At 35.9% G+C, this 18,537-nt stretch carries 13 protein-coding genes; all 13 read right to left on the minus strand.

All coding sequences use genetic code 11. The features are described from left to right. Positions 1–56: 56 nt before the first annotated feature. A complete protein-coding gene (locus CI949_RS03840; RefSeq protein ID WP_290763160.1) occupies positions 57–3,131 on the minus strand; it encodes a glycoside hydrolase family 2 TIM barrel-domain containing protein in 3,075 nt (1,024 codons plus the stop codon). A gap of 227 nt (positions 3,132–3,358) precedes the next feature. Continuing rightward, positions 3,359–4,192, minus strand: a complete 834-nt coding sequence (locus tag CI949_RS03845) for a carbohydrate ABC transporter permease (RefSeq protein ID WP_290763162.1) — start codon at positions 4,190–4,192, stop codon at positions 3,359–3,361. A 3-nt stretch (positions 4,193–4,195) separates the two neighbouring features. Then, the gene (locus CI949_RS03850; protein WP_290763164.1) at positions 4,196–5,086 is read right to left on the minus strand and encodes a carbohydrate ABC transporter permease; all 891 of its coding nucleotides are present in this window, start codon (positions 5,084–5,086) and stop codon (positions 4,196–4,198) included. A gap of 68 nt (positions 5,087–5,154) precedes the next feature. Further along, positions 5,155–6,417, minus strand: coding sequence for an ABC transporter substrate-binding protein (locus CI949_RS03855; RefSeq protein ID WP_290763166.1), 1,263 nt, complete (start codon positions 6,415–6,417; stop codon positions 5,155–5,157). Positions 6,418–6,755: 338 nt separating this feature from the next. Continuing rightward, positions 6,756–7,766: a glycoside hydrolase family 43 protein gene (locus CI949_RS03860; RefSeq protein ID WP_290763168.1), complete on the minus strand. Its 1,011-nt coding sequence runs from the start codon at positions 7,764–7,766 to the stop codon at positions 6,756–6,758. Continuing rightward, positions 7,759–10,449, minus strand: coding sequence for a glycoside hydrolase family 2 protein (locus CI949_RS03865; protein ID WP_290763170.1), 2,691 nt, complete (start codon positions 10,447–10,449; stop codon positions 7,759–7,761). The genes CI949_RS03860 and CI949_RS03865 overlap by 8 nt, the downstream gene beginning before the upstream one ends. Before the next feature lie 13 nt (positions 10,450–10,462). Further along, positions 10,463–11,296: a carbohydrate ABC transporter permease gene (locus CI949_RS03870; protein WP_290763172.1), complete on the minus strand. Its 834-nt coding sequence runs from the start codon at positions 11,294–11,296 to the stop codon at positions 10,463–10,465. Positions 11,297–11,308: 12 nt separating this feature from the next. Continuing rightward, positions 11,309–12,199: a carbohydrate ABC transporter permease gene (locus CI949_RS03875; RefSeq protein ID WP_290763174.1), complete on the minus strand. Its 891-nt coding sequence runs from the start codon at positions 12,197–12,199 to the stop codon at positions 11,309–11,311. A 62-nt stretch (positions 12,200–12,261) separates the two neighbouring features. After that, entirely contained in the window at positions 12,262–13,542 is a 1,281-nt protein-coding gene (locus CI949_RS03880) for an ABC transporter substrate-binding protein (protein ID WP_290763176.1), read from the minus strand. 227 nt (positions 13,543–13,769) lie between these two features. After that, positions 13,770–14,690: a transcriptional regulator gene (locus CI949_RS03885; protein ID WP_290763178.1), complete on the minus strand. Its 921-nt coding sequence runs from the start codon at positions 14,688–14,690 to the stop codon at positions 13,770–13,772. 202 nt (positions 14,691–14,892) lie between these two features. Beyond that, entirely contained in the window at positions 14,893–16,674 is a 1,782-nt protein-coding gene (locus CI949_RS03890; protein WP_290763181.1) for a sugar-binding domain-containing protein, read from the minus strand. A gap of 87 nt (positions 16,675–16,761) precedes the next feature. Continuing rightward, on the minus strand, positions 16,762–17,592 hold the full coding sequence (locus CI949_RS03895; RefSeq protein ID WP_290763183.1) for a carbohydrate ABC transporter permease: 831 nt from the start codon (positions 17,590–17,592) through the stop codon (positions 16,762–16,764). A 1-nt stretch (position 17,593) separates the two neighbouring features. After that, positions 17,594–18,481 (minus strand): carbohydrate ABC transporter permease, encoded by an 888-nt coding sequence (locus CI949_RS03900; RefSeq protein ID WP_290763185.1) that lies wholly within the window; start codon positions 18,479–18,481, stop codon positions 17,594–17,596. Positions 18,482–18,537: the final 56 nt, after the last annotated feature.

An 18,537-nucleotide genomic window follows, 5' to 3' on the forward strand; every position in this document is an offset into this window, starting at 1 on the left:
TGAACCTGGTCCAAATGAGCTCATTTGGACCAGGTTCAAATTAATTTAAATTAATTTTAATGGTCAATTCCTTTAAAGTTAATCTCAAAATCGAATTTCTGGACACTTAATTCATATTTCTTTAAAGCCTTAGGACCGCAGGATGTACTTCCGAGACCACGATTTTTATGAATCAGCTCCAAATAGATTTCATCCCGGAACGGAAGCTCACAATCATGATGGGCCATCTCCAGATCAGCTTTACTGTAACAGTGAGCGATAAAATCAAATTCTTTTGAATTAAAAAACTCAATTCCAGCTCCCACTTTATTATTCAACTTCAACCATTTATTGTCCGAACGATTACCATTATCCTGGGGATAAACATAAGGGGTATGAAGTTCTCCGACCTTTTTAGAAAAGAGATCAAAATATGATGCTCTTTTGCTGTCTGGATAAGATTCCCCCGGTCCTCTACCAAACCAGCTTAGATTGTCTAAATCCTGGCTTAATTCCAGCTCCAGCGCAATCCTGGGTAGAGAATGATCTTTTTGATCTGTAAATTCTCCAGCTGTAACTATTTCTACCTCACCACTATCATAGATTTTATAATCCAGTTCAGCCTTAATAATTAAATCTTTCGCAGCTGGCGCAATTGTATAGAGGCTTTTGATCAGTACATAATTTTCTTCTGCTTCAACAACTTTTATTTCGTCCAAGCGCTGCCCAAATTTATCGATTCCCTGTTCTTTCCACTCAGCAGTATAATTATGAGTAATATCAGTATTATCATTATCGATAGGAGCCCGCCAGAAATTCAACTCCGGTCCACGCTCAATCAGACTCTTACCGCGGTAAATATATTCACTTAGCTTACCGCTTGCCTTATCAAAGAAAACACTGAACTCATTACCCTCTACTTTAATAAAGAGATCGCTTTCTGTCAGATCTAGCGCTTTATTTTTTAAGTGTTTATGAGCAGGATGATATAGTCTGTCAAAAATAAAAGGAAGTTTAAACTGCTTAAATGTTATCTCATGACCGGCTTCTGCCCAGCTGCTTTTATTGTTTAAAACTATAGAAAAATTGAGATAGCTTTCTGCCGGCAGATTGTCCTCGATCTCTCTTCCCTTCTCTTCAATTATTAATTCCAGATCATCCAGCTTCAGTCCTTCAACTCTAAACTGCCCAGTTTCTCCAGCTTGAAGCTCAAACTTCTGACTGCCACTTTCAATGACAATCCCACCAGTTTTCACTTCCCAGTTCAGCTTATAATCTGAGCTGTCGATAAAATCAAATTGATTCTCTATTTTAACTTTAGCCTCTTTAAAATTAAAATCACGAATTTTAAAAGGAGCCATTACATATTTATATTCAGTTAAGCCAGGTGAAGGAGTACGGTCAGGAAATACCAGGCCATTGATATTAAAGTTCTTATCATTTGGCTGGTCACCAAAATCGCCACCATAAGTATAACAGATCTCTCCAGCTGAATTTTCAACAGCTATTCCCTGATCCAGCCAGTCCCAGATAAATCCTCCCTGAGCTGACGGATATTTATAAAATACATCCCAGTAATCTTTTAGTTCACCCGGGCCATTACCCATCGCATGTGCATATTCACATAAGATGACCGGTTTTTCTCTTTTTTGAGCCAGTTCTGCAGTCTTCTTAATTGTCGGATACATCGGACCAATAATATCTGCAACTTCTTGCTTGCGGTCACCCTCATAGTGAATTGGCCTTGTTGGATCCAGTCTGCGGGTTAACTCTGCCATACTGCGGTGGTTATCACCAAAACCGGACTCGTTACCTAAAGACCAGATGATGATTGAAGGATGATTTTTATAATGCTCAACCATTCTTTCCATTCTGTCCAGAAAGGCTCCCCGCCAGTTCTCTGAGTCAGCCAGTTCATCCCAGCGGCCAACCGGCTCCATACCGTGACATTCTATATCTGTTTCAGCCAGCACATAAAGTCCGTGTTTATCACAGAGTTCATAAAAATAAGGATGGTTTGGATAGTGGGCTGTACGGACAGCATTGATATTATGCTTTTTCATTAGTAAAATATCTTCTTCCATTTTTTCGCGGCTGACTGCTCTACCGAGATCAGGATCGAAATCATGCCGGTTAACTCCTCTAATCATTACTGCCTTACCGTTGACCAGCAGTTGAGCATCTTTGATTTCAACTGTTCTAAAAGCAGCCTTCTGCCTGATAGTCTGAATTTTTTCTCCGGCTGAATTTAAAAGCTTAATCTCCAGCTGATAAAGGTATGGATTTTCTGCTGACCAGACAGCAGGTTCAGCAATCTCTAGTTCTGTCTTAAATTTATTTAGCCTTTTTTGTTTCAGCTCGGGTAAATCAATAGTTTCTGCTGCTGCTCTTACTCCCTGATCATAGAGAGCTATTTTAATCTGTGAACCCTCTGGAATATATTCCTGATAGGAAAGCACCTCAAAATCACAATTTAAAATTCCCAGCTCCTGCTTTCTTTTAAATTCACTTTCAATTTTAAAATCTTCAATTTGAAAAAAAGGTTGAGAATAAAGGTATACATCACGATAAATTCCGCTCAGCCACCACATATCCTGGTCCTCTAAATAACTTCCATCTGACCATTTAATCACTTTAACTGCAAGCAAATTTTGACCTCCATAATTTAAATGCTCAGTTAAATCAAACTCTGCTGCCAGCCTGCTCCCCTGACTGTAACCAATATACTCTCCATTAAGCCAGAGATAAAAGGCTGAATCAACGCCCTCAAAACGGATTAAGTTCTGCTCCCCCTCCAGCTCAGGACTCAAATAAAACTCTCTGCGGTAAAGTCCAGCTGGATTTTCGGAAGGAACTTTAGGGGGGTCAACTGGAAAAGGATAATTAACATTGGTGTAATGTGGTCTATCATAACCCTCCAGTTGCCAGTTAGAAGGGACAGTAATCTTATCCCAATCTAAAGTAGAAAAATCTTTTCTGTAAAAATCCCGCTGATATGTATTATGATTCTGCAGGTATTTAAAATCCCACTCTCCATTTAAAGACTGAAAATTATAATCAGTCAGAGTTTCCTGATCTAAAAAGAAAATACGGTTTGCATGAGGGAGACGCTTATTAACTGCATAAATATTTGGATCTTCCCATTCTCTCATTTAACTCACCTCTTTTAATTTTTTAAGAAGGGCAGGTCGAAAAAAGCTCCAGCCCAACTCTACAATAATTTTTGCCAAATACAAAAATCTATAAATCCTGATAATCAAGTTCTAATTCCAGCCGCACCCGGCAAATCAGCCTCTCTCAAAGCTTTATCGCTTAAATTATCAATCAAATTAAAACAGAAAATTACAGCTCCAGCTTTTTTCAGCTGAAGCTATAGTTTTTAGCCTTTTAAAGCTCCCATTGTGATACCTGAGATAATATACTTCTGGAAATAGAGGAAGATAATTATCAGAGGTGCAGTTGACATTGTGGCAGCTGCCATAATATGGTGTAAGGGTATTCCAAACTGCTGACCCTGCAGCTGAGCAATGGCCACCGGAACTGTGTACATTATTGAACGGTTAGTTACAATCAGCGGCCAGAAGAACAGGTTGTAGTTGTTCATAAAATAAATTGTACCTAGAGCTGCTACAGCAGGCTTGATAACTGGTAAAATAATCTGAAAAAAGATCCTAAATTCACCACAGCCGTCAATTCTTGCTGCTTCAATTAAATCATCGGGAATTCCATCAATATACTGTTTGAGCATAAATAGGCCAAAACCCTGAGCCGCAAAGGGTAAAATCAGAGCCGGATAGGAGTTAATCCAGCCGACCTGAGCCATCAAAATATATAGGGGAATAGCCAGCACCTGCATTGGTATCATCATCGTTGACAAAATCACAGCAAAAAACAATTTTCTGCCCGGAGCCTCTCTGTATTTTGATAAAGCATAACCCCCGGTTGCCGAAATAAAGACCCCAAAAAAGGTATACATAATGGCTACAAAGAATGAATTGAATAAATTTCTGCCATAGGGTACAGTCTCAAATACATCTACATAATTATTCCACATAATTTGATCTGGTAATAATGTGGGAGGGTATTCTGAAATCTCAGCCAGTGTCTTAAAGGAAGAAGTTATCATCCAGACAAAGGGGAGCAGAGAAATAAGAACTCCGGTAATTAGTAATATATAAAAAACATAGGTTGTAATATTTTCTTTTTTAAACATTGCTTAAATTCCCTCCTCGCCAGAACCAATTTTAAGCTGGAAATATGATGCTACAAAAATTATAGCAAATAAAACATAGGATAAAGCTGAAGCATAGCCCATTCTAAACTGCTGGAAGCCGGCATTATATAGGTACTGAACAACAGATAGAGATGACTGCATTGGACCTCCACCGGTCATAATATAAGGCTCGGTAAAGATCTGGAAGGAACCAATAGTTGACAGAATAAAAGTAAATAAAATAATAGGGCGCATCATCGGCACAGTAATATAGAAAAATTTCTGAAAGGTAGTACCTCCGTCAATCTCTGCTGCCTCATATAAATCTTCCGGTATGTTCTGCAGCCCGGCCAGCATAATTATTGTATTATAACCAACCCAGCGCCAGGTCAGTACAATTACAATTGAAATTTTAGACCAGGTCGTGCTTGTTAAAAATGGAATCTTTTGAAAACCAATACTCTCAATAAAAAAGTTGACAAGACCAAAAGAACTATCTAATAAAATAGTAAAGATAACTCCGACCACAACTGTTGACGTAACAAAGGGCATAAAATATCCAACTCTAAAATACTTTAAAAATTTAACCTTCTTCTGATTCAACATTACAGCTAAAATTAAGGCAAAACCAAGAATCAAAGGTGTACTTGTCAGCCACATAAATATTGTATTATATAAGGCTGTATGAAAGGTTGAATCTGTAAATATTCTGGTATAATTTCGAATTCCTATAAAAGTTGCTTTCCCAAGACCTCCCCAGTCATGCAGACTCATGTAAAAAGAAAAAAGAATTGGAAATAGCATAAATACAGAAAAGAATAATAAAAAAGGTACTAAAAAATAGTAAAAATGACGGTTGTCTTTAATTTTCTGCAGGGTAGTTTTATCTTCCAATTATTATTCACCATCCTTTTAAGAAAGCAGGGTCAGACTGACCCTGCTTTAAATAATTTTTGACTCTGTTATTCCATAAAATCTTCAATTGTACTTTGAGCTTCTTCTAGACCTTTTTGGAGTTCTACTCTATCAGTTAAAATTCTTGTTAACTGCAGGTTAATTGGAGCACCTTCCGCACCAAAAGCTTGAGTAGAATAAGGTGTTGCATTCCAGGTAGCCAATTCTTTTTCACTTATTTCTGCAAGTTTCTGCCATACTTTCTGACCACCAAAGAACTCTACTTCTTTATTAAATGCTTCTGATTCGAATATAGGTCTGTAAGCAGGCATTACTCCAGCATCCTGGAATAAGAATTTTGTACCTTCTTCTGTAGCTAATACATACTTAGCAAAATCAACTGCGAGTTCCACATTATCGGAAGTTGAAGGAACAACCATTGCTGTACCACCCATTGATCCAGTTGCATTTGGGGTAAAGTTTGGAGCCTGCATAACTCTCCACTTACCTGAAGTTTCAGGAGCAATTTCGGTAATATTACCAATAAACCAGCCACCTGCTAAGATAGTTGCTACATCACCATTCTGAAGAGCTGCATTCCAGGGAGTCGTCCAGGGAATTGCTTCCAGACCGATACCGGAATCTGTAATTTTCTGCATCACTTCTATAACCTTATAGTTAATAGAAAGCTTATCTACAATTGGATTACCGTGCTGATCAAAGAAGTTCCCTCCTGCTGCTCGTAAAGCAGGTTCGAAGTTCCAGTTACCAAGCTCATAGTGAGTTGTAGGCCAGGGAAGCATATGACTTCCGGTTTTTTCTTTAATTGTTTTACCAGCTTCAATATAATCTTCCCAGGTTTTAATGCTTGCTGGGTCTACTCCTGCTTCTTCGAAGATATCTGCCCGATAAAACATTGTATAAGGCCCAATATCTGCAGGAATACCATATGTTGTATCTTTGTATCTTGCACCTGCATAAGCTGCAGCTGTAAACTGATCAGCCATTGGATCAACATATTCAGAAAGATCGGTTAAACCGCCGAGCTCAGCAAAACTGGCAATATGTGTTCCCAAGTTTACTGTAGCCAGATCAGGTCCACCTGTACCAGCTGACATTGCAGCCTGTAATCTGGGAACCATATCTCCCCAGCCGATAAGTTCTACATTAATTGTGGCATCAGGGTGATCTTCTTCATAACGGTCGGCAAGTACTTCTAAGGTGTCAGGATAAACTCCCCAGCCCCAGACAGTAATTTCTTCTGCAGCTGCACCCATTGTCAGTGAAAGAGCAAAAATTAAAGTTAATGTAATAATTAAAGTTTTTTTCAAGATAATTCCCTCCTGATATTTTTGTTTTTAATAAATAAACTTATTCAGTAGAGCTAAAACTCACCTCCCCTAAATTTTTCTTAAAACGTTTTAAGAAACTTATTCTTTACTTATTTAAAAACATTTAAAAGGTTTTAAATAAGTTTAAAAAAATATTAACTTCAATTAAAGTTTAGCATAAATTATTTAAGTTTTCAATAATTTTCTCAAAATTTAAATAACCGGTTTTATAAATTACTAATTTAACAGCAAAAAATCTCCAAAACTTTGATAATTAAATGTCCTGGAGATTTTATGCTTGTTTTATTAATATAAGGGAGTTATTAATAAACACTGGCTTAGTTAGAATCAGGATAGGACATCGGTCTTCTAGTAGGACCAGCAATGACTAATTTCCCATTCTCAAAATATGCTTTATCAATATTTACATTTCGATTACCACTTGGAAACTCCGGATAGGTATGAGTATGATAGATTATATACAGCTCATTATTTTTTTTAGTGCGGACAAAACTGTTGTGTCCTGGACCTGAAATTCCTTTTTCTAAATCTTTTGTCATGACTGGATTTTCGGCAGCCTTGGTCCAGGGACCCATTGGTTTATCAGCAGTGGCATAACCAATAGAATAATCTGAAGAACTGTAAACATTGGCCGAATATGTCAGATAATATTTGTCATTATTTTTTAAGACATAGGGGCCTTCATTCCACTGCCAGTCATTATTTAAGCCTTCCCAGTTCTGACTGGGTTCTAATATCATTTTTGGCTCTCCTATTAATGACTTAAAATCATCACTCATTTTTTGAACATAAATCTGACTCATATGGATTCCATCAACAATATTTTCTGAACAATCTTTAACATAGTATAGATATTTCTTTTCATCTTCAATCAAGATATGGCCATCAATAAATGACATCCCCCTATCAAAAAGAGGGGCTGCTGTATTGATAAATGGTCCTAAGGGACTGTCGGCTTTTGCTACTGCAATTTTAAGGTGACCATCTCTATCTCGAGCACTGTAAGTCATATAAAACTTATCATTATATTCAACAACTTCCGGGGCCCAAAAATCACCTTCACCCCAACGGTTCTTTGGATTAGAAGAATCAAGAGCCATACCTTTCTCCTCCCAGTTAACTAAATCATCTGACTGCCAGACTTTAAAACCTAAACCGGGCATAGAGGTTGCATAAAGATAATAGGTATCATCAACTAAGATAACAAATGGATCTCCAATATCAGTTATATTCCCGACCGGATTTGTATATTTCATTTCTTCTGCTCCTCCCGGATTAGTTGTTAATATTAAGATCAATACTGATAAAAAAATTACTTTTTTAAACATGCTGACCACCTGCATGTAAGTCTCTAACAAGTTCGTCAAACAAAAAATCAGCCTGAACTTTATTCCCATAATTCTCTATTATTTTGAAAGTATTAACCAGTACTTTACCCTTCCCTATTTTAATTTCTACCAGTGAAAGGAAAAAATCTCCCAACCAGGCTTTAAAAGTACCTGCTTTAACCTCATAACTTCCGAGGTCAGAAATATTCTTTAAATAATATTCGGGATAGATAGAGTCTAGCTCCCAGTCCGTAATTCTCTTAAAAGGAAGTTCTGGATATTCTGCTGCAGCAAAAAAGTTAAATGAAGCTGCCTTATCCCAGCTTTCTGCAGCAGGCTGGTTATTAAAATTTAAATGATTTTTCTCCTCTATTTCTGAACCCGCTTCAGCCAGAAATAATAGCCTGGCTCCATTTTTAACCTCTGCTTTTATTTCCTGATTAAAATGATCACTAATAATTAAACTGTTATTTCGCGAACTGTCTTTCCCCCTTAATTTATAGCCTCTTTTAACTAAATTATCTCTAAATTGAGGGTTATTAACTCTTAAATCCAGCTCAACTTCATTTCTTTTCGCTTCTGTATTTTTTAAATCAGGATAGACTCTGATTTCTGACTTATCTAGAATAGGATTTTGATTTTTTCCCTTTAAATATAATTTTAATATAAGCTCTTTGCTTTGAGGCTTTTCAACTTCGGGCAGCTCAACTAATACTTCTTTCAGTCTGATCCTTGAACTACCAGCAGCACTTATTTTGCTAAGTTTTTTTTCTTCCTTATCTCCAAACTGGTAGTATAATTCTCCCTCTACTTCAGCCAGAGAATCATTGATAATAACTGGCTCAATTTTTAATTTTTCTCCTGCATAAAAATTTCTTTTCTCAAGATTTAGGTTTATTAAAATTTCCTGATTATAACTCAGACCATAATCAAAATTGGGTTTTTCTTCTCTAAAGAAATCTAAAAAGCCATTTGTTTCCCACTCAATATCACTTAATTCTGTAACAACATAACCACCAATTTTTTCTCTTTTTCTAATTTCTTCAATTAAATATTTCATACCCTCTGACTCTCTTCTTTGAGTTGCCAGAGCCAGATCATCAAGATTGGAAAAGATTTTATCAAGCTGATATTTTTCAAAATTGATTTCTGCTGTAATCGGTACTTTAAATTCTTCATCAAATAATTTAGAACTGTTATTATACCACTGCGGCATTTTTTGATAGTTATCTTTAATCTTAGAAGGCTCAGGCAGCCCCCACATTCCAAATTCGGAAATCACTTTTAGTTCACCATTGTGATAATCTGCCTTAACATAATTTTTCTCAGGTTCACCAATCACATAATTATCCAGATCATCCTGCCAGCTTTTTGCATCTTCGGGTACAGCAAAATAGCGGTGGATATCATTAATATCGGTTTTCACATGGGCCCAGCCAGAATTATCACAGATAGGACGAGTTGGGTCTAGTTCTTTAGCATAATCATAAAATTCAGCCAGCCACTGCTGTTTTTTTTCATCATCTGCCAGATTCCACTCCAACCCCCATTCCTCATTATAAATACTCCAAATAATAATTGAAGGATGTTTTTTATCTCTTTTAACCATTTCTGTATATTCATCTTTAAATAAATTTCGGGCTTCTTTTGTCCACTTCGCATAATTCGGCGGCTCTTCCCAGATTAACAGCCCTATTCTATCTGCTGCCTCTAAATAATCAGGATCAGCTATTTTAATATGCTTTCGTAGCAGGTTAAAACCAAGTTCTTTAACCTTTTTTATTTCTGCTTTAATCTGCTCAATGTTATCAAGTTTATAGCGAGAATGAGTCCAAAAAGCCTGGTCAAGAGCCCCTCTGATGTAAAGTGGTTGATCATTTAAATAAAATTTATCTCCTCTAATTTCAATTTTTCTGAAGGCAAAATAATCTCTGTACTGATCTATTATTTCTTCGCCATCTTTTAAAGTGATTTGATAATCATAAAGAGCAGGAGATTCTGGTGACCAGCTTTTAATTTTTTCAAATTGAAATTTCAGATCATCTTTTAAAGCAAAAGTCTTTTCCTTAATTTTTTTAGACTTTATCTCAGGCGAAAAGATTTCTAGCTTTAGCACGGGATTCTGCAGTACTGCTAAATTATTCATTTCAGCTTTAAAAGCTATACTTTTCTGTCTATAATCTGCCTGATAATCTACCTTACTAATAAATGTTTCCGGCTTTGAGGTCAGCTCTACATCCTGCCAGATACCGCTAACTCTACTGTACCAGCTTCCCTGTTTACCGTGAGGAATTTCATCATTATCTTCAGGATCATATACTTTTAGGTGAATCATATTATCCCCGGATAGAATTTGATCAGTCAGCTCAAATCTAAAGGGAGTATAACCACCAGTATGTGAGCCAAGATAAACTCCATTACAGTAAAGTTCAGCCTGATAGTCTACTGCCTTAAATTGAATGAAATAACGCTGGTTTTCTTTTTTCTCCAATTCAAATCCTTTATAATACCAGGCATAACCCGAGTAACTATATAGCTCTTCACTGTAGCTCTGCCAGGCTGCTGGGACCTCAACTTCAGCCCCCTTAAGCTCACTTTTGTACCATTCACTTTTTTCTCCAATATTAAATTTATCCTTTTTGAAGATCCATTTACCATTTAAACCTATTATATTTTTTTGCATTATCTAACCTCCATCAGCCCTTCATCCCTGTGAGGGCAATTCCCTTAACAAAATATTTTTGGGCGACCATAAAAATAATAATTACGGGTATTGCAGAAATAAATGCTCCTGCCATCAATTTACCGAATTCTGTCATATAGTTTGACTGCAGAAGTCTCAGCCCGGGTGTTAAAGGCCTCATTTTAGCTGAATTAGTAATAATTAAAGGCCACAGAAAAGCATTCCAGGAAGCTCTAAAAGTAAATAACCCCAGAGCTATTAGAGCCGGTTTTGCCATTGGTAGTGCAATTATATAGAAAATTTGAAACCTATTACAGCCATCAATAAAGGCTGCATCCTCTAATTCTGAAGGAAGTCCTATAAAAAATTGGCGCATTAGAAAAACTCCAAAAACTGCAGCCACCTGAGGAAATATCAGAGCCTGATAGCTGTCAATCCAGCCTAGACGATCCATAATTAAATAATTTGGAATTAAATTGGTAACAGGTGGAATCATCATTGTAGCCATTAAAAGCCAGAACAAAACATTTTTTCCTTTAAACTCTAAACGGGCATAGGCATAAGCTGCTAAAGAATCTACAGCCAGTACTAAAAATGTAGTCGCTGTTGAAACAAAAAAACTATTAAAAAACCAGCGTAAAATTGGGGTCCTGGGTGAATCAAATATAATATCATAAAAATTTTGAAAAGTTACTTCTTCTGGTATAATTTCAATCGGCCAGGCGATAACCTGTGATTCCGGTTTTAATGAAGTACTCAACATCCATAACAAAGGCAGAATCCAGAAAACTGCAAAAGTAATAGCAATAATATAAGTTAATATTTTTAAGTTCTTTTCTCTCTGCAATTAAATCAGCTCCTAATATTTAACATCTGATGACATGATTTTGAATTGAAAGACTCCAATTACCATAATAAATAAAGAAACAATAATTGCCATTGCGGCTGCACTACCAAGCTGATAGTTAGTAAATGCTTCCTGCTGAATATACATTATTGCAACCTGGGTTGAACGACCAGGCCCACCTTTAGTCATCATAAATGGCTGACCAAAAACATTAAAAGAGGCAATTGTTGTCATTACTGTAACAAAGAGCGTAGTTGGCTTTAAAGATGGTATTGTTATATACCAGAACTGTTCAAATATATTTGCCCCATCTATTTTAGCCGCTTCATATAAATGCTGTGGTATATCCTGAAGTCCCGCTAAAAATAAAAGCATATTATGTCCTGCAGTCCACCAGATAGTTGTCACCACAAGTGAAATCCAGGCTGGAGTTTCTGCAGAAAGCCAGGCTACAGAATCAAATCCCAGCTGAGAAAAAAAATAATTTATTAATCCAGTTTGACTGTCCAGCATCCACATCCAGATCAGGGTAACACTTGTAACAGAAAGAATTACTGGAGTATAGAATACACTTCTAAAAAAGCCTTTAAATTTTATTTTACTATCAACCAAAATTGCAAGTAATAAACCAATTAAAACAAGTCCCGGGACACTAAAAACTACAAATTGTAAGGTATTAAAAAAAGCATTCCAAAAATATCTGTATTCTAAAGTTGCCGGGTTGAATAATTTCTGATAATTTGCCAGGCCAATAAATGGCTTATTAAAACTTAATGGCTCCCATTTATGCAGGCTAATATAAATCCCATAAAAAGCGGGAAAAGCTAAAAAGGCTGTAAAAAAAATCAAATGAGGAGTTATAAATAAATAAGGAGTTAACTTTTTTCGATATTTTTTAAACATTTCAACGCTCCTTTACAAAAGTGTGTAAAAGGCGGGAACTATCTCCCGCCTGTTTTATACTTTTACTGAGTCTGCAAATATTCATCTAAGGCTATCTGTCCAGCTTCTGCAGCATCTTTAAGAGCTTCTGCAGGTTCTTTTTCTCCCAGAATAGCTAAATTTACCGCTTCATAATAAGGAGTTAGAATTCTGCTGGCAATAGGAATTTTCGGTGGGAAAACCACACTTTCAACTTCCTGAGCAATTGACGCCTGATGTTTTAAAGCCTCAAAAGCCTGTGAATTACGAACTGAATTTCTAGCAGGAATCTGGCCAAAGGCTGCCCACTTAACACTGTTGTTAGAAATGTATTTGACAAATTCAGCAGCTGCTTCAAATTCTGCATCTGAATTTCCAGGTTTGCGGAAGAAAACAAAGTTATGTGAGTTTCCAGCAATAGCAAGCTTATCTCCCATACGTGGTACTGGATAAGACATGAAGTTTAAACCTTCTTGATCTTTAAAACCATTAATCATCCAGATGCCATTGAAATGAATTCCAAGTCTTCCCTGTCTAAATAATGTTACTTCCCCATCCTGCTGTATATTTTTTGGTGAATAACCTTTGTTATGAACTATGTCTACAGCGTATTCCAGAGCTGCAATAGATTCTTTGCTGTCCACAACTACCTCTGTTCTATCCTCATTTAAGAAAGAACCACCAAATTGTCTGAGCAGAGATGGTAAAATAAATTCTGGGCCAGGCCAGAGTGGTGGAAATGCTGTTCCCCACTGATCAATCTCTCCATCTCCATCAGTATCTTTAGTCATTTTAGCGATTGCATTCATAAACTCAGCTGGAGTTTTAGGAGGATTTTCGGGATCTAAACCAGCTTCTTTAAATAAATCTTTATTAATATACATTGCAAGAGGATGAACATCTAAAGGAATACCATATCTATTTCCTTCATAAATTCCTGCACTCCAGACTGAATTTGCAAAATTATCTTTACTCCAGCCTAAGTCAGCAACAATTTGATCCAGATCTAATAAAACACCTTTAGATGCAAATTCAGGTACTCTGTCAACATGCATAATACCTATATCTGGAGAAGAATCACTGCGGGTACTTAAGGCAGTAACCACTTTTTGATAATATGTTCCCCACTGCATAACCTGCATATTCACTTCAATTTCGCCTTCATGCTCTTTATTAAATTCTTCTACCATTTTACCCATACCAGTTCCATCAGGACCAGTAAATCCATTCCAAAAATCAAGAGTAATTTCTTCTGCCAGAACACTACCTGTTGTTAAAAGTAAAACTGCCACCAGAAAAACCGAAACTGTTAATTTTTTACTCATTTTTTTCCTCCTCAAGTTTTTGTGTGTTCTTAGTTTAATAAAATTTTGTTTGCTATAAGTTTTTTTAAACTAAGAACTAAAAAAATAACTTCGGCCGAATAAATAAAGAATATTAACACTACAACAGGCTTATAAACTGATTTCATTATGCTGTTATTATTTTTATTCTTGACTAAGTTTAAAATTCCTTCTTTTAATTTAAGTTTTTTTGTTTTAAGTAGTATTTTTTATTCATGACGAAGTCTTAACAGTAGATCTTGTTCATAATTTCCAAATTTTTTCCCAAAAATATTAATTCCACCCACATTTTTAGCATCATCTTTGATTCCAATTTTAACATCAATAAACTTTTGATCCATAACATCTAAATCGTCTAAAGTAATTTCTGAAATTTTTTTACCATCAATATAAGAACCATCATTCCTAACACTCCATAATTTTAAAAGTCCATATTGAGTTTGATCAGGATTCCACCACTCAGGATTAAGTTTACCCTGCTGCCCTCCAAAATCTCCGGGGGAAGTCCAGCTTCCAATCTCTATTCCATTAATCCAGACAGTTATATCTGACGGGAATTCTTTATTATAATGAGGAGCTTCAGAACAGATTTCCATGCTTATTTCTAAAGAAGTTAATTTAGAATTGCTGGGAAGATTGTTTGGAAATTTATATTTCACATAACCCTTTTTGAACCACAATAATTGAGCATAAATATGTTCTGGTTCTAAAAATGCTCTCTCATCATCTAAAATACCTATATAATTTTTTCCTGTCGCCAGTCCACATGTTGGCTCAACTTCAAACTCCTTGTAATTACCAATTGGCATTGAAATTTCAACTAAATTATTATCAAAATCAATATTTGCACCAGGAAATTTGATCACAATACTATCATAAGTACGGCGGCAAATCTTTCGGGATCCATGGCTCCCTGTTTCGTATTCAGTTTCAATCAGACCCGCTTCCTCCAATTTTTTAATGTTGACTGTTACCGAAGGAGCTGGCATATCAAGGATTTCAGAAATTTCATTTAAGTTCATTTCTGCACTGTTTAATAAATCTAAAATCATCATTCTTGGTTCCGAAGCTAAGGCTTTCATAACTTCTACACTGTCATTGCTATCTATTTCAAAAATTTTACCATACATAACTAACACCTCTTGCTCTTCTTTTATTAACATTATTTATTTTATTTTAACAATTCTTAAATTGATTTGCAATATTATTTCTAATTTAAATATATTATTCCTATCTTTAAGGATTAATTTTTAATAATCAAACCCCCTTAAAGCTTGAGGGGGGTAACCTAAGCATTAAGGGGGATAAGGGAGTAAACTTATATATATTAAATTAATCAACAATCTGGTTAAATTCAATGATTTTTTCTAAATCCAATTTATATTCTCTATTTTCATCTAAGAGGCCATTTTTCTCCTGCTCCACATCAGTCAGCTGGGTATAGCAGTAACCCTCAAAGTAATCAGCCTCTCTGATAATTTCCATCAGCTTATTCATTCTCCGGCTCAATTCTTCTTTTGTCTCAACCTGCTCACCATAGCCCCAACCTTCTTTATCCTGAAAAGCAATACCTCCAAACTCACTGAATATTATTGGCTGTCCCCGATAACTATAATTATCAGCCATGATAAATTTACCGCCTTCAATATATTCCTGATTGTTGAAAACTTTTTTGTTATCAAGCAGCTGATCAATACTCTCCAGATAAGTTTTTCTAAGCTTATCAAAACTTTCAACATAATCATGAAAAGTTATTATATCAGAAATAGTATGTTCCCAGCCGTCATTTGAAATTATTGGCCTTTCTGGATCAATACTTTTTGTTAAATAGTAGATGCTTTCAGTAAAATTCTGCTGTTTTTCATTTTTGGCCACATCTTCTATTCCCCAGGATTCATTAAAAGGTACCCAGGTAATTATTGAAGGGTGATTATATAACTCTTTAACTATTTTCAACCACTGAGAACTGAATTCTTCAACCGCCTGATCATTATATTCATAGGTTGATCCAATTTCTGCCCAGACCAAAAGCCCCAATTTGTCTGCCCAGTAATAAAAGCGGTCATCCTCTATTTTCTGGTGCTTGCGGGCTCCATTAAAACCCATTTCTTTAATCAATTCTACATCTTTTTTTAGAGCTTGATCTGAAGGGGGAGTTAGTAAACTTTTAGGCCAGTAGCCCTGATCCAGTATTAATTTTTGATAAAGAGGCTGGTTATTTAAAAACACTTTATCTTCTTCAATTGATATTTTTCTCATTCCAAAATATGAATTAACCTGGTCTACAATTTGACCTTTGCTGGATAATTCAAACTTTAGATCATATAAATTAGGTTCAGCAGGTGACCAGAGTTTGATTTCATTATTTTGATCTTCAATATTTATCTTATATTTATGCCTTTTTTGACTGACTTCAAAATCAAATTTATTGATCAACTGACCTTCAAACTCAATTTTTGTTATCAGTTCATATTCTCCAGCTCTGAACTCATCTGCTTTAAAGCTGTATTCTAACTCAACTTCCTTTTGGTCTATGTTGGGTGTAATCTTAATCTTTTCAAATTGAAGCTTCTGATCCATAAACTCCAGCCAGACTGTCTGCCAGATACCGGTGGTTCTGGTATACCAGCAGAGGAAATTATCTTTTTTATAAGTCTGCTTACCTCTGGGTTGAGTCTTAGAGCGTGAATCTTCAACCTTTACAACAATATTATTTTCTCCCTGATAATTAATAAAATCACTGATATCAAAGGCAAAAGAATCATATCCCCCAGCATGACTGCCGGCAAAACTGCCGTTGATCCAGACTTTAGTCAGATAATCTACAGCAGCAAAGTTTAAAATTACCTTCTGCTGCGAATCTGCCTCAACTGCAAAAGTCCGCTGATACCAGATCTTATTGTGCTCACTTCTGTCGCCAATACCGCTGGCTTCAGTTTCGAAAGTAAAGGGAACGGTTATCCTGCTTTTAAACTCCTGCTTTTGATACCACCTATTTTTTTCACCCTGATTTTGATCATCAAAGGCAAAATTCCACTCCCCATTTAAGTTCTGCCACTTTTCCCGCTTAAACTGAGGTCGGGGATGTTCCGGCCTCGGTATTTTCTTAACCATATGCTACCTCCTAAAATAAAACGAATAATATATTTAATTTAATAAACTGTAAATGATTTATTTTCAACAGCCATTTATTGATTACATTTAACCTTTAATTCCTGTAAACTTAATACCCTGAATAATCTGCTTCTGGAATAATAAGAAAGCTGCTATTGCAGGTAGAGAAGCAATCATGTTAACTGTCATTGGTATTGAGTAATCAGGTGTATAGGCATCTGTAAATGTTGGTACACCTACAGGCAGAGTAAACATTTCTTTGGTCATAATTGAGATAAATGGCCAGAGAAAAGCATTCCAGGACTGGATAAAAGTAAAGATTCCAATTGAAGCAATTGCTGCTTTAGATAATGGCATAAAAATTGAATAGTAAATTCTAAATAAACCGCAGCCGTCAATGCGGGCACTGTCGATCAAGTCCCTCGGAATTGCATCAAAAAATTCTTTTAAAATTACAATCCCTAAAGGTATTGCAATCCTCGGCAAAATTAGTCCAGGATAAGTGTTAATCAGTCCTAATTTCTGAACTATATCGAATAAGGCTACTACATTCGCTTCTGTCGGGACCATTAACCCGATAGTAAATAGAGCAAAAACTAAATTTTTATGTTTAAAGTCGATTACTGATAGAGCAAAGGCTGCCAGAGAATCAAAGATGATTACAATAAAGGTTACACTTGTTGAAACTATTAAACTGTTTAACATCCATTTTAAGATAGGAGCCTGAGCAATAACATCAAAATAATTTGCAGTAGAATAAGGTGGTAAAAACCACTCTATTATCTTTTCAACATGATAACCTGATGGTTTAAGTGAAGCAAAGAGCATCCATAAAATTGGAAATATAAAAAGTACTGCCAAAAGATAAGAAAATGAATATTTTAAAACTTTTGCGGTTGGTGATGTTTTATTTTCCATATTATCCTTCCTCTCTTCTACGTAAATATATCTGAGCCATGGAAACCAGGACTAAAATTATAAAGAAGGCAAAGGCCATTGCTGCACCATAACCCATACTGTTTTGTTTAAAACTTACTTCATAAATATACTGAACTATGGGACGCGTATCTGTACCCGGTCCACCACCGGTGATCAACCAGACCTGTGCAAAAATCTTAAAGGAAAAGATTACCTGCAGTAAGGTTACCACCCAGGTTATAGGTTTTAATGAGGGAAGAGTGATATAAATAAGCTGCTGGAATTTAGTTGCTCCATCTACCTCTGCTGCCTCATAAAAAGATTCCGGAATATCCTGCAGTGCTGCCAGATATAAGACCATATTAAATCCAACAGTCCACCATAAAGTTGCAAAAACAATTACAAACCAGGCCAGCTTAGTTTCTCCCAGCCAGAAAATAGTTTCCTCTATGCCAAAACTCTGTAAGATTCCATTTAAAAGTCCGCTGTGGGGCTGAAAAAAATAAACCATAATTGAAGAAATAACTGCTACTGATAAAACATAGGGCAGGAAAAAAGAAATTTTGATAAATAACTGTCCTTTAATCTTTTGATTTGCCAGTAATGCTAAAACAAGTCCCCCAATAACTATTGTTGGTGTCGATAAAATTACAAATAATAAAGTATTGCCCAAAGAACTCCAGAAAGCCGGGTCCTCAATCATATAAAGATAGTTATCCAGCCCTACAAAGCCCATATTACGGATCATTGTCCAGCGGTGCAAACTCATCCAGAAACCTCTAAAAATTGGATAGATTAAAAATATTGCATACACTAAAGCAAAGGGCAGCATAAATGGTACGGCCTTTAAAAATGGATATTTATCCGATAACTTGTTATAAAAATTCAAATTTGAAACCCCCTTTAATTCTTCTATAATGGCACAGGTGCCCTAAAGAGCACCTG

The sequence above is a fragment of the Halanaerobium sp. genome (assembly GCF_003070835.1).

Bases quoted from the DNA above. Each gene is read 5' to 3' on its own strand.
- CI949_RS03890 (WP_290763181.1), bottom strand. From the start codon at position 16,674: ATGGTTAAGAAAATACCGAGGCCGGAACATCCCCGACCTCAGTTTAAG.
- CI949_RS03860 (WP_290763168.1), bottom strand. From the start codon at position 7,766: ATGTTTAAAAAAGTAATTTTTTTATCAGTATTGATCTTAATATTAACA.
- CI949_RS03895 (WP_290763183.1), bottom strand. From the start codon at position 17,592: ATGGAAAATAAAACATCACCAACCGCAAAAGTTTTAAAATATTCATTT.
- CI949_RS03880 (WP_290763176.1), bottom strand. From the start codon at position 13,542: ATGAGTAAAAAATTAACAGTTTCGGTTTTTCTGGTGGCAGTTTTACTT.
- CI949_RS03875 (WP_290763174.1), bottom strand. From the start codon at position 12,199: ATGTTTAAAAAATATCGAAAAAAGTTAACTCCTTATTTATTTATAACT.
- CI949_RS03845 (WP_290763162.1), bottom strand. From the start codon at position 4,192: ATGTTTAAAAAAGAAAATATTACAACCTATGTTTTTTATATATTACTA.
- CI949_RS03885 (WP_290763178.1), bottom strand. From the start codon at position 14,690: ATGTATGGTAAAATTTTTGAAATAGATAGCAATGACAGTGTAGAAGTT.
- CI949_RS03840 (WP_290763160.1), bottom strand. From the start codon at position 3,131: ATGAGAGAATGGGAAGATCCAAATATTTATGCAGTTAATAAGCGTCTC.
- CI949_RS03865 (WP_290763170.1), bottom strand. From the start codon at position 10,449: ATGCAAAAAAATATAATAGGTTTAAATGGTAAATGGATCTTCAAAAAG.